This is a genomic window from Allobosea sp. GW822-FHT03F07 (assembly GCF_058801345.1).
This window is the reverse complement of record NZ_JBXAND010000001.1, coordinates 1,314,776-1,327,917: the sequence shown is the minus strand read 5'-3', so window position 1 is coordinate 1,327,917 and position 13,142 is coordinate 1,314,776. Positions and strand designations below refer to the sequence as shown.

The following is a 13,142-nucleotide window of genomic DNA, read 5'->3' as shown; positions in this document are numbered from 1 at the left end:
CGGTCTCCGTTATCAGTACAGTTTGCCCGAATTGTACTGAACTGTCTCTGGAGAAATGGCGAGAGCGAGCCAAAGGATGGTGCGAGACCCGAACCCTGCGATGGATGAGATGGCGAGCGGCTGGATCAACGGCTTCCTGGGCGTGCTGATCTTCAGCGGCTCGCTTCCGGCTACGCGTGTCGCGGTCGCTGATCTCGATCCGGTCTTCCTGACCCTGGCCCGCGCCGCCATCGCCGGCGTGCTGGCGCTCGCCTTGCTGATCGCCTTCCGGGAGAAGCGGCCGGAGCGTAGCGATATCGCGCCGCTGCTGGTCGTCGCCCTCAGCGTCGTCATCGGCTTCCCGCTGCTGACGGCAGTCGCCCTCCAACACGTCACCTCGGCGCACTCGATCGTCTTCATCGGCCTGCTGCCGCTCGCCACCGCCCTGTTCGGGGTCATCCGCGGCGGCGAGCGCCCACGCCCCGCCTTCTGGCTGTTCTCCTGCCTCGGCAGCGGCCTCGTCGCCGGCTTTACGCTGACGCAGGGCTTCACCGCCTCCCCCACCGGCGATCTCCTGATGCTGGCGGCGATCACGATCTGCGGCCTCGGCTATGCCGAAGGCGCCGCGCTGTCGCGCCGGCTCGGCGGCTGGCAGGTGATCTCCTGGGCGCTGCTGCTGTCGCTGCCGGTCACGGCCGGTCTCGCGCTGAGCATGCTTCCAGCCTCCTTCGCCGAAACCGGCCAGCCGGCATGGTTCGGTCTCGCCTATGTCTCGCTGTTCAGCATGCTGATCGGCTTCGTCTTCTGGTATCGCGGCCTCGCACAGGGCGGCATCGCGGCCGTTGGGCAATTGCAGCTGCTGCAACCCTTCTTCGGGCTGGCTCTGGCGGGGCTCCTGCTGGGCGAGACCATCAGTTGGCAGATGCTGGCGGTTTCGGCCGCCGTCGCGGCCTGCGTCGCCGGCGCGAAGCGCTTCGCGCGATAGCCTCGATCCCGCGGCGCAAGGAGGCAGGCGATCCCGTCAAGTCGCGCGGAAAATCGCCTTGAATGTCGGGAGTTCGATCAGGCGCGCACCAAACCGCAACCGTCGCGAGTAAACTCCTGCGCGGTGCAGGCACCCGCGTCAAAGCTCCGACAGGAAACGGCACGCACACGCGACCGTCAGCGGTGCGAGCCGGGCGCTCGCCCCCTTTGTGTCACCAAGCCGGCAGGCTCACTGCACCTGCAGCGAACCCGCTGCCGTCTTGCCGCGTTCGGTCTTGAGCTCGAACGAGACTTTCTGGCCTTCGGTCAATGTCATCAGCCCAGCTTCCTTTACGGCAGTGATGTGGACGAACACGTCCTTGCCGCCATCCGCAGGTTGAATGAAACCAAAGCCCTTCTCAGTATTGAACCACTTGACGGTTCCGGTCGCCATCGCCGCATCCCCTAAGCCAGCGCGTCTTCGCTGCCCACGGAAGCAAGCGTCCGGAGGCCGCGAAAACAAGAATTGACACAAAATTCAGGCTTGTCGAGAGCAAACCACAGGCATGCGAAAGCACCCGACGGTCAAGACTTGGTCAGGAGCACTTGCGTCCGGACAGTGGCTTGCGACGAACCACCCAGATATATCTCTATCTCGCCCGGTTCGACCTTGTAACGACCGTCGTCGTCATGGAATCCAAGCCGTTGTGCGTCGATTTGGAAGCGTATCGTGCGCGTCTCTCCGGCCTTCAGCATGACCTTGTCGAAGCCCCTCAACTCGCGCAGCGGGCGCGAGCGGCTGGCGACCGGCTGGCGGATATAGAGCTGAACGACCTCCTGCCCGTCGCGCGAGCCGGCATTGGTCAGATCCACCGAAACCTCGACCGCGCCGTTCAGCGCCATGCTCGGCTTCGAGACGCGCGCATTCGCATAGGTGAAGCGGCTGTAGGAAAGCCCGTGACCAAAGGGGTAGAGCGCCTCGTTGGCCTCGTCCATGAAGATCGATTCATAGCGTTGGCGAATCTTCTGCGGCCGCCCGGTCGGAAGCTGGTCGTAATAGACTGGAATCTGCCCGACCGAACGCGGGAAGCTCATCGGCACGCGACCGGACGGATTGACCTTGCCGGTCAGGATGTCGGCGATGGCGGTGCGCCCCTCGGTGCCGCCATGGAAGGTCTGCAGGATCGCCGCGACGTGGCTGTCGGCCCATGTCAGGACGAGCGGCCGCCCGGTCGCCAGAACCAGCACCACCGGCTTGCCGGTCGCGACCAGCGCCTCCAGCAGTTCCTGCTGGACGCCCGGCAGGTCGAGCTTCGTACGCGAGGCGGCCTCGCCCATGAACTCGCAATCCTCGCCGAGCATGGCGACGACGAGGTCGCTCGCGGCCGCTGCACGGATCGCGGCCTCCTTGTCGGCGAATTCGGTGCCGCAGGCCTTGGTGAAGGCGGGTTCATAGGCGACGCTGACCTCCTTCGGCAACCGCTCGCGAAGCGCCTCGGGCAACGGGGTGATGACACGCCGGCCGAGCCCGGCCGGATCGGTCCACACCCGCTCGTCCTCAGGCACGGCCATGGCGCCGATCACCGCGACCGACCTGACCGAAGGCCCGATCGGCAGCGTGCCGTTCGCGTTCTTGAGCAGCATCGCGCCTTCCTGCGCCGCCTTGAGCGCGACGTCGCGTGCGCCTTGCGTCTGCATCAGCGCCGGCGCGGCAGCGGGATCGACGTCGGGGCGCTCGAACAGGCCGAGATGGAACTTGACCCGCAGCACCCGGCGCACCGCCTCGTCGAGAGCCTTCATCGGCACGCGCCCAGCCTTGACCTCGCCCGCGAGATGCTTGTGGTAGACGTCGCCCATCATGTCCATGTCGATGCCGGCCAGCAGTGCCTTGCGCGCGGCCTCGGCATCGTCCTTGGCGATGCCGTGCAGGCGCAGTTCCGTGATCGAGCCGAAATCCGAAGTCACGAAGCCCTTGAAGCCCCATTGGCCACGCAGCAGATCGGTCAGCATGCCGCGATGGGCCGTGGCCGGCATGCCGTTCAGCGCATTGAACGCCGCCATCGCGGTCATCGATCCCGCTTCGAATGAGGCCTTGAACGGCGGCAGGAAGACGTCGTGGAGCTGGCTGATCGGGATCCAAGTCGAGTTGTAGTCGCGCCCGGCCTCGGCCGCCCCGTAACCGACGAAATGCTTGACCGAGGCAGCGACGCCGCCGCGCTGGTAGCCGCGGGTGCGCGCCGCCGCGACGACCGAGCCGAGGAAGGCGTCTTCGCCCGACCCTTCCAGCACCCGGCCCCAGCGCGGATCGCGCGAGATGTCGACCATGGGCGCGAATGTCCAGTTGACGCCCGCAGCGGACGCCTCCCGGCCGGTCCAGTAAGCGGCTTCCTCGATCAGCGCCGGGTTCCAGGTGGCGGCCTGGCCGAGCGGCAGCGGAAAATAGGTCGAGAAGCCATGGACCGCGTCGAGACCGATGATCAGCGGGATCTTCAACCGCGTCTGCCGAACCGCCTTCTGGACCTCCAGAACCTCGGCCGGAACGACAAAGTTCATCACCGCGCCCATCCGGCCGGCCTTGATCTGGTTGATGTCGAAGCCGTCGCCGCGACCCGACAGGTGCAGCTGTCCGACTTTCTCCTCCAGCGTCATCTGCCCGAGCAGCCCGTCGATCCGCCGCTCGATCGCGGTGGCCTCGCGGCCGGTCTTCCAGCCGACCCCGTCCGAAACCGAAACCGAGGCCGCAGCCTGCTTGGCCCAAGCCGCTGGGGCGAGCGTCGAAATGGTGAGGGAGCAGGCAAGAAGCGTGGCGGCGAGCCGCAGGGTCATGGAGGACATCTTTCGGGGAGGCGCGAACACGGATGGAGCAGGCGGCAGCGAGAAGATCAGTGACGAATGTCGAGCGCCGCCCTACAGGAATGAACAAGCCGGCTCAACCTCGGCGCTGGCCGAACTGGCTCGCCCGTTGCATCGCAGGCAGCGCCTGAACCTCGTCTGAATCGGATCGACCCGCCATGTCGCAGACCAGCGCCTCATTCGCCTCGTCGACGGAGCGGCACAGGCTCTATGAAGACGTGCTGGCGATCCTGCTCGGCACGCTGATGGTCTCGATCGGCATCGCGCTTTTCGCCAAGGCGACGATCATGACGGGCGGCGCGGCCGGGCTCGCGCTCCTGCTGCAATACGCCACCGGCCTCGAATTCGGCCTGCTCTTCTCGATCATCAACCTGCCCTTCTACTGGCTCGCCTTCCGCCGCATGGGCCTTGGTTTCACGCTGCGCACCTTCGTCGCGGTCGGCCTCGTCTCGATGCTGGTGCAGGCGACGCCGCTCTGGCTCGACATCGCCGCGATCCAGCCGGTCTACGCCGCGCTCGCCGGCGGCAGCGCCATGGGGTTGGGGCTGCTGGCGCTCGCCCGCCATCGCACCGCGATCGGCGGGGTCAACATCCTCGCGCTCTATCTGCAGGAGAAGCAGGGCTGGCGCGCCGGCTGGACGCAACTCGGCATCGATGCCGGCATCTTCGCCGCCGCCGTGTTCATCCTCCCGCTCGACCGGCTGGCGGTCTCGCTGCTGGGCACGCTGGTGCTGAACGCCGTCCTCGGGATGAACCACAAGCCCGGGCGCTATATGGGCGTGTCCTGAGCCGGCGGCCTTGCATGCCGGCATCTGGCATGCGAGTCACCCCGCCGGGTGATCACACGCCAGTTGACCAGACGCAAAGAGGCTCGACACCATGGCCCTTCCCCTGACCATCGAAGATCTGCGCCTGCTGGCGAAGCGCCGCGTCCCGCGCATGTTTTACGACTACGCCGATTCCGGCGCCTGGACGGAGGGCACCTATCGCGCCAACGAGACCGATTTCGCCAAGGTGAAGCTGCGCCAGCGCGTCGCGGTCGACATGACCGACCGCACGCTGGAATCGACCATGATCGGCCAGAAGGTCGCGATGCCCGTGGCGATCGCGCCGACGGGCATGACCGGCATGCAGCATCCGGACGGCGAGATCCTCGCCGCCAAGGCCGCGGCGAAGGCGGGCGTGCCCTTCACCCTCTCGACCATGAGCATCTGCTCGATCGAGGACATCGCCAACCATGTCGGCCAGCCCTTCTGGTTCCAGCTCTATGTGATGAAGGACCGCGACTTCAGCGCCCGGCTGATCCAGCGCGCCAGGAAGGCCGGCGTCACCGCGCTCGTGCTGACGCTCGACCTGCAGATCCTCGGCCAGCGCCACAAGGACATCCGCAACGGCCTCACCGCCCCGCCGAAGCCGACGCTCGCCAACCTGATCAACCTGGCGACCAAGCCGCGCTGGTGCCTGAAGATGTTGGATACCCCGCGCCGCAGCTTCGGCAACATCGTCGGCCATGTCTCCGGCGTCGCCGACATGTCCTCGCTCTCCTCCTGGACCGCCGATCAGTTCGACCCGAAGCTCGACTGGGACGACGTCAAGCGCATCAAGGAGCAGTGGGGCGGCAAGCTGATCCTGAAGGGCATCCTCGACCCCGAAGATGCCGAAATGGCAGCGCAGAGCGGCGCCGACGCCCTGATCGTCTCCAACCATGGCGGTCGCCAGCTCGACGGCGCGCTGTCCTCGATCGCGGCCCTGCCGGCGATCGTCGACGCCGTCGGCGGGCGCACCGAAATCCTGTTCGACGGCGGCATCCGCTCGGGCCAGGACGTGATCAAGGCCCTCGCCCTGGGCGCCCACGGCACCTTCATCGGCCGCGCCTTCCTCTATGGTCTCGGCGCGATGGGCGAGGCCGGCGTCACCCGCTGCCTCGACATCATCCGCAAGGAGCTCGACGTGACGATGGCGCTGTGTGGCCTGAGGGACGTAAAGAACGTGGACGAGAAGATTCTCGTCGGCGGCCGTGAGGGCGCGATGCAGCGGCTGGCCGGCTAGGTCGCGATACCGCGAACGCGAGCTACGGCTGGCGAAGCCTCGAGCCGCCCTTTGGTTGGCCTTCAGCGCATCCACCAACAAGAAGCCCCGCGGCGCGCATGGCGCCGCAGGGCTTTTCGAAGCAGAAGTCAACGCCTCAGCGCGAGAATTTCTTGTACTGGATGCGCTTCGGGATGGTCGAGTCGATGCCGAGGCGGCGCTTCTTGTCCTCCTCGTAATCGGCGAAGTTACCCTCGAACCATTCGACATGGCTGTCGCCCTCGAAGGCGAGGATATGGGTCGCGATGCGGTCGAGGAACCAGCGATCGTGGCTGATGATCACGGCACAGCCGGCATAGTCCTCCAGCGCCTCTTCCAGCGCCCGCAGCGTGTCGACGTCGAGGTCGTTGGTCGGCTCGTCGAGGAGGAGGACATTGGCGCCCGACTTGAGCATCTTGGCGAGATGGACGCGGTTGCGCTCGCCGCCCGAGAGCGAGCCGACCTTCTTCTGCTGGTCGCCGCCCTTGAAGTTGAAGGCGGAGCAGTAGGCGCGCGAATTGATCTCTTTCTTGCCGAGATAGATCACGTCGTTGCCGCCGGAGATCTCCTCCCAGACGTTCTTCTTGTCGTCGAGCGAGTCGCGGCTCTGGTCGACATAGCCGAGCTTGACGCTCTCGCCGATCTTGATCGTGCCGGCATCGGGCTTGTCCTGGCCCGTGATCATCCGGAACAGCGTCGTCTTGCCGGCGCCGTTCGGGCCGATCACGCCGACGATGCCGCCCGGCGGCAGCTTGAACGAAAGGTCGTCGATCAGGAGCTTGTCCTGGAAGCCCTTCGACAGCCCCTCGAAATCGACGACGTTGTTGCCCAGACGCTCGGCGATCGGGATGATGATCTGCGCGGTGTCAGGCCCCTTGTTGTTGGCCTTCTGGACGAGTTCGTCATAGCGCTGGATGCGGGCCTTGCTCTTCGCCTGGCGCGCCTTGGGCGAGGCTGCCATCCATTCGGATTCGCGCTCCAGCGTCTTCTGGCGCGAGACGTCCTCGCGGCCTTCCTGGGCGAGGCGCTTCTGCTTCTGCACCGACCAGGCCGAGTAGTTGCCCTCATAGGGGATGCCCTGGCCGCGATCGAGCTCGAGGATCCAGCTCGTGACGTTGTCGAGGAAGTAGCGATCGTGGGTGACGATCAGGATCGCACCCGGATAGGTCCGCAGGTGGCCTTCGAGCCAGGCGGTGGTCTCGGCGTCGAGATGGTTGGTCGGCTCGTCGAGCAGGAGCAGTTCGGGCTCTTCGAGCAGGAGCTTGCACAGCGCGACACGGCGGCGCTCACCGCCCGAGAGCTTGTCGACCGCCCAATCGTCGGGCGGGCAGCGCAGCGCGTCCATCGCCTGGTCGACCTTGGAATCGAGATCCCACAGGCCCTTGGCCTCGATCTCGTCCTGCAGCTTCGTCATCTCGTCGGCGGTCTCGTCCGAATAGTTCATGGCGAGTTCGTTGTAGCGGTCGAGGATCGCCTTCTGCGGGGCGACGCCGAGCATGACGTTGTCGCGGACGTTCAGGGTTTCGTCGAGCTTCGGCTCCTGCGGCAGGTAGCCGACGCGCGCGCCTTCCGCGACCCAGGCCTCGCCGGTCCACTCCTTGTCCATGCCGGCCATGATCTTGAGCAGAGTCGACTTGCCGGCGCCGTTGACGCCGAGCACGCCGATCTTGGCGTCCGGATAGAAGGAGAGGTGGATGTTGTTGAGGACCTGCTTGCCGCCCGGATAGGTCTTCGACAGGCCGCGCATATGGTAGATGAACTGACGGGACATAAGGGTGCGGGCTCCGCTTTCCGGCTGGCATTCGGATCGTGAGGGGAAATCTGCCGGGTAGATAGGCGACGAGGCCGCGGAAGGCAATGCGAGCCGAGGGCGCAACGCGCCCGGATGCAGCAACCTATGATTGCATTATCGCTGCCGCCGCATCAATCTGAGACGAGCTCCCGCTCGGGATAGGGGACGATGCGATGGACAAAACAAGCAAGCCAAGGGGGCCGAAGGGGCGGCGCGTCAAGGAGTCGGAGAGCCCTGCAGCGTCGGCAGAGACAGACACCGTCGGCTACGTTGACAAAGCTCTCAGGTCGTTTGGTTCGACGAAGTCGGGTTCAAAAGACAACCCGTCCGCAACCGGCATGAGCAGCACGGGGCCGACCGGCCTGCCGAGTTGGATTCCATCGTCGTTTTTCGGATCCGACAGTACCTCCATGCCTAGCTCGCTCCTTTCGCAGGCGGAGCAACAGGCGGCTCCGGAGCAGAAGGCGACCGAGCCAGCGCCCACGCAGCAAGAGATCTCTCCTCCGCAACGGCAGAAGCGACCGTCTCGCAAACCCAAGCCTCGGCCATCGCCCAGATCCAGTGCCGACGGGCCTGCGCGCCCTCCCGAGCAAGAACGCACCTCCCCTGCGATGCGACTGTCCGACGCGCTGGCGCTGGCCCACTCCGATGCGGCGCGCGCCATTCTTCGGGAGGCAGCTCGGCGCGCCATTCAGCGCGATGGGGAAGCAGAGCCCAGCATCGGCTTGCTGCTGATGCTGCAGGGAGCGCTGGCAGCGGGTCTTCGGATGCCTGAGGGGCGGGTGTCGACCCCACGCTGGCTGGTGGATTTCGTCGCGGCTCGGGGCCTTTCGGCCTCGGATATTGTGTCGGTCAGAGCTCCGGCACGGCCGACCCCTGTCAGCGGCAGGATCGCACTTCGCCCCGCCGCCGCCACGAGCATCCGCATGGCCCAAGCGCTGGCCGTCGCCACAGTCGGACGGGCCGGCTTCGATGCGCGTCATCTGGTAGTGGCCGGGTTGGATTGCCCGGACGCATCCGCCGCACGCCAGATGCGGCTGGACCTCGCTGCAGCGGGCCTCGACCACGCCGCGCTACGTGAGGAGCTGATCGCGCGCGTCATCGAGACGCCAGAGACGGGAGAGGATGCGGCACTCTGGCAGCAATTGCGGACGGCCCCCGCCACGGCATGGGCGCGCATCATGCCGCAGCTCAGCTTCGCCTCGGGCACCAATGCCATGACGGTTTCAGGCTTCCATGCCGACCGCGCCACCGTCGGCGATACCGATCCGCTCGGCATTGGCGCGGACGTCTCCGCCTTCGCCCGGCTGATCTGCCTGGAAGAAGCCAGGCCACCGCTGTCCATCGGACTGTTCGGCGAATGGGGATCCGGCAAGTCGAGCTTCATGGAGCGGCTGCAAGGCGAGATCACCGAACTGACCCGCAAGGAACGCTCCTCGCGCCGGGCCGAAGCGCAAGCGTCGCCCGGCTCGCCGTCCGACCCGAAACCGAGCCCTCGCTTCGTCCAGAACGTCGTGCAGATTCGCTTCAACGCCTGGCATTACGCCGACGCCAATCTCTGGGCCAGCCTGACGGCGGAGTTCTTCGATCAGCTGCGCCGCGGCGGCTATGACGGACAGCGCGACAGCAACTACCTGGCTCTGATCGAAAAGGTCGCCGAACGTGTCCGAAGCCTCGAAGCCCTCGCTCAGAAGGCACAGGACAAGCTGTCCGACGCCGAGCGCGCGGCACAGCGCGCGGTAGAGGCGCTGGCGGCAGCCCGGAAGAAACTCGCCACCAGCGATCTCGCTTTGGCATCCGAGCAACTCTCCAGCCAGTTCGAGGCGATCCAGTCAGACCAGGACGACCGGGCCAAGCTCCAGGAAGTCGGCCGACGGCTTTACCGCGACGATCTCGCCGCCGATCTCGATGGCTTCACCGCCACCGTGTCGGAGGCGGCCCACTGGCCGGGCAAGCTCGCGCTGGTCGCAAGGATCATCGCTGGTGGCGGCATGGAGCGCCGGCTGGCGGTGCTGGCGATCGTGCTCGTCGCCTTTGCCGGTATTGGGTGGCATATCGTCGATGAGGCTTCGGCGGCGGTGGCCGTAGGACGCCTGCTCGCCTGGGCCGGAGCTTCCCTCGCAGCGTTCCGAGCCGTGGCGGGCGCTTTGAAGTTGGCGAAGCCGGTGCTCGAAGGCGCCTGGACCTACGCCAAGGCTGTCGAGAAGGCGCGCAAGGAACTCGCCCGCGAGGTCGAGGACAAGGAAGTCGAGGCGCGTAAGGCCGCCAATGTGCTCGACGAGGCCAGGCAGCAGGCGCAGGCGGCCAAGGCGCCGTTGGTCAAATACGGCGATGCCGCAGCAGCCGGCGCGCCGGGCACCATCCTGCGCTATTTCCTGTTCGAGGACAGCGATGTCCGCGAGTACGACAAGCATGTCGGCCTCGTCAGCCGCGCCCGCCGCTCCTTCGAGCAGCTCGACGCGATCTTTTCCGCCGCCCGCGATGGACGCGAGGCCAGGGACAAGCGCGCGGCCGGCCTGCCTCTATCCGAGGCGCAAGCCAGATCACTGGAGCGCTTCGAGAAGATGGACCTCGACCAGCACGCCCTGCAGATTCCCGATCGCATCGTCCTCTACATCGACGACCTCGACCGCTGCACCCACGCGCAGGTCTATGACGTGCTGCAGGCGATCCACCTGCTGCTCGCCTTCGAACTCTTCGTCGTGGTCGTCGGCGTCGACGTCCGCTGGGTCGAGGAGGCCGTGGCCCGCCAGTTCGCGACAGCTCCGATGGAGGCGACCGCTACGCCGGCGGAGCACGAGGTCGACCGGCGTAAGCGCGCCATCGAGTATCTCGAGAAAATCTTCCAGCTTCCTTTCTGGCTGCGCCCCCTCTCAACCGCAGGCGATTCCGGCGGCAGCTATGGAGCCTATGTGAAGGACCTGCTGCAAACGAATCGCGATGTGCCGGAAGACGCAGAATCCTCTCTTGCAGCGAAGGCAGGTGCTTCCACCTCCAGGACCTTCACAGGGTCGGAAGACGACGAAGCGGCCGTATCGTTCCCCGACGACGCTATCACCCCGCAAGCAGCGGCAATGGAAGAGCCGGATTCCATTGATCAGGCGCTCGCGACCATTCGTCTGACGCAGCCGGAAGTCGACTTCCTCGCCAGTCCCGAAATCGGCGCGATTGCCGCCAAAAGCCCGCGCGCGGTCAAGCGACTGATCAATGTCTACCGCATTATCCGGGCACGCATGAGCGAGGCGGAGTTGGCGGAGTTCCTAGGAACAAACGACAAGCCGCCAACGTGGCCAGTCGCGGTTTTTCTCGCGGCCGTCGAATGCGGGCAGCCGGTGGAAGTTGCGGACGCCTGGTACGAAGGACTTGCCGGGATTGATCAGGGGCACACGCTGGCGGAACTAGCGCCGGAAGATGACCCAACAGCTCCGAACATCCCTATCGAAGCGAACCCTTATCCTGGACATTCGGCGAAGGCCTATAAATCCATCGAAAGTGTTCGCTTCAAACTCAAACGCCTGGAGCATATCGCTAAAGCGATCGAGCTACACCGCGGAGGCATAGGCGTTAACGTAGCGGACATGCTCGCCATGGCGCGCATCGTTCGCCGCTACTCCTTCAACCGTTACCATTGACGGCCACTCGCAACGCGCTTCTGGATCGGTGCCCGCCGCCAATCGGGCCGCCTCGCGGCGGTTGCGCCGTGCCCCGCCGCCTGAATAATGACGGTCGTCGCAATCGTTCGAGGCGAATCCGACGTGTCCGATCAAGACGGCAGGGCGCCGATCGAGCTGAGGCTGCGTGATAGCGCCCAGCTCTTCAACACGCTCGACCCCTTCCCCTTCCGCGAGGGCGACATCGACCCCGATGCCGAGCGCTACATCGTCGAATGGGCGCAGGAACTGCCCAAGGACGAGCCGATCGCGATCGTCATCCATCTCCAGTCGCCGGAAAAGAACGCCAAGCCCGTTCCGGATCTCGCGACGGCGCTGACGGACTGGTTCGCGGCGAAGGCGCGCGCCGAGACCCAGGCGCTGCGCGAGCTGTTCCGCGACGGCCGGCTCGCCTTCCTGATCGGCTTCGCAGGGCTCGGCATTTGCCTCTTCCTGAGCTTTCTACTGACCCAGCGTTTCGAGGGCGGCTTCGCCCGCATCTTCCAGGAAAGCCTCATCATCGTCGGCTGGGTCGTGATCTGGCGACCCGCCGAGATGTTTCTCTACGACTGGTTGCCGCTCGTCCGCCGGCGGCGGCTGTTCCAGCGCCTCGCCGACGCCCGGGTCACAGTCAGCGCGAAGCCCGAGCCGCAGGCGCAGGCGCAGGCGCAGGCGCAGGCGTAGGGGAGCCGTCGCCGCGACGTCACCCCTGAACACCGAACACAGTATACAGCATATCTTGAGGCTCGCCGAAAAGCTGTCTACTCTCCCGTCCGGACCACCGACCTGAAGCTGTGGCCGATCCCTGGGGAGGGAACATGAAAATCATCGTCAAGGCCGCGCTCGGCGCGGTGGCAATGCTGTTGGTCGCCGGCCCGTCCTGGGCCTTCCCGGACCGCCCTGTCCAGTTGATCGTGCCCTGGGCCGCCGGCGGCGGCATGGATGCGGTGATGCGCATCGTCGCCAATGGGCTGGAGGCCGAACTCAAGACCCCGGTCAACGTCGTCAACCGCACCGGCGGCGGCGGCATCACCGGCCACACCGCGATCGCGACCGGCACGCCCGACGGCTACACGATAGGCGGCATCAGCCCCGAGATCTCCTTCTTCAAATCGCTCGGCATGGGTGATCTGACGATCGACAGCGTCGACGCCTTTTCGCGCGTCTCGCTCATTCCCGCCGGCGTCACCGTCAAGGCGGACAGCCCGATCAAGACCATCGCCGACTATCTCAAGGCGGTGAAGGATGCTCCGAAGGGCACGTTCATGGCGTCCGGCACCGGCGTCGGCGGCTCCTGGCACATCGCCTCCGGCGGCCTGCTGAAGGCGGCCGGCATGGCGCCCGACACCGTGAAATGGGTGCCCAGCAACGGCGGTGCGCCGGCCCTCAACGATCTCGTCGCCGGTGGCATCAGCGTTTTCACCGGCTCCCCGATCGAGGCCAAGGCGATGCTCGAGGCCGGGCGGGTGCGCACCATCCTGCTGATGACCGAGGAGCGCCACCCGAACTTTCCCGACGTACCGAGCGCCAAGGAGGCTGGGCTGGACTGGACCTACCAGAACTGGTTCGCACTCGCCGCGCCCAAGGGCATCCCGGCCGACCGCCGCAAGATCCTGTTCGACGCGGCCGAACGCACCCTACAGCGGCCGGAAGTGCGCAAGGCCATGGCCGATCGCGGCATCACCCCCGTCTGGGACAAGCCGGCCGAATTCGCAGCCTATGTGAAGACCTTCACCGAGCGCGGTAACGGCGTCCTCAAGGAACTCGGCCTCGCCAAGGACTGACATCCATCGCCGCGAGCCGATTTCACAAACGTGACATCGCCTCGCCCCCACGCT

At 66.0% G+C, this 13,142-nt stretch carries 9 protein-coding genes; 6 read left to right on the top strand and 3 right to left on the bottom strand.

The genetic code is table 11. The features are described from left to right. Positions 1 to 100 precede the first annotated feature (100 nt). Positions 101 to 964 (top strand): DMT family transporter, encoded by an 864-nt coding sequence (locus AC1RMY_RS06355; protein ID WP_492863109.1) that lies wholly within the window; start codon positions 101 to 103, stop codon positions 962 to 964. 228 nt (positions 965 to 1,192) lie between these two features. On the opposite strand, the gene AC1RMY_RS06350 is transcribed toward AC1RMY_RS06355, so the two are convergent. Then, positions 1,193 to 1,396, bottom strand: a complete 204-nt coding sequence (locus AC1RMY_RS06350) for a cold-shock protein (protein WP_492863108.1) — start codon at positions 1,394 to 1,396, stop codon at positions 1,193 to 1,195. Positions 1,397 to 1,527: 131 nt separating this feature from the next. Continuing rightward, the gene (locus AC1RMY_RS06345; protein WP_492863107.1) at positions 1,528 to 3,768 is read right to left on the bottom strand and encodes a glycoside hydrolase family 3 N-terminal domain-containing protein; all 2,241 of its coding nucleotides are present in this window, start codon (positions 3,766 to 3,768) and stop codon (positions 1,528 to 1,530) included. Positions 3,769 to 3,953: 185 nt separating this feature from the next. Between AC1RMY_RS06345 and AC1RMY_RS06340 the strand changes: the two genes are divergently transcribed. Further along, positions 3,954 to 4,583 carry a DUF6198 family protein gene (locus tag AC1RMY_RS06340; protein ID WP_492863106.1) on the top strand — a complete coding sequence of 210 codons (630 nt, stop codon included), beginning with the start codon at positions 3,954 to 3,956 and terminating at the stop codon, positions 4,581 to 4,583. Positions 4,584 to 4,674: 91 nt separating this feature from the next. Further along, positions 4,675 to 5,844: an alpha-hydroxy acid oxidase gene (locus AC1RMY_RS06335; protein WP_492863105.1), complete on the top strand. Its 1,170-nt coding sequence runs from the start codon at positions 4,675 to 4,677 to the stop codon at positions 5,842 to 5,844. Between the two features lie 136 nt (positions 5,845 to 5,980). On the opposite strand, the gene ettA is transcribed toward AC1RMY_RS06335, so the two are convergent. Beyond that, complete coding sequence (gene ettA / locus AC1RMY_RS06330; RefSeq protein ID WP_492863104.1) at positions 5,981 to 7,633, bottom strand: energy-dependent translational throttle protein EttA; 1,653 nt, start codon at positions 7,631 to 7,633, stop codon at positions 5,981 to 5,983. 632 nt (positions 7,634 to 8,265) lie between these two features. Here ettA and AC1RMY_RS06325 point away from each other — a divergent pair. From AC1RMY_RS06325 to AC1RMY_RS06315, 3 genes are all read left to right on the top strand, one after another. Further along, positions 8,266 to 11,286 (top strand): P-loop NTPase fold protein, encoded by a 3,021-nt coding sequence (locus AC1RMY_RS06325; protein WP_492863103.1) that lies wholly within the window; start codon positions 8,266 to 8,268, stop codon positions 11,284 to 11,286. Positions 11,287 to 11,409: 123 nt separating this feature from the next. Then, a complete protein-coding gene (locus tag AC1RMY_RS06320; RefSeq protein ID WP_492863102.1) occupies positions 11,410 to 11,988 on the top strand; it encodes a hypothetical protein in 579 nt (192 codons plus the stop codon). A gap of 134 nt (positions 11,989 to 12,122) precedes the next feature. Continuing rightward, a complete protein-coding gene (locus tag AC1RMY_RS06315) occupies positions 12,123 to 13,088 on the top strand; it encodes a Bug family tripartite tricarboxylate transporter substrate binding protein (RefSeq protein ID WP_492863101.1) in 966 nt (321 codons plus the stop codon). Positions 13,089 to 13,142: the final 54 nt, after the last annotated feature.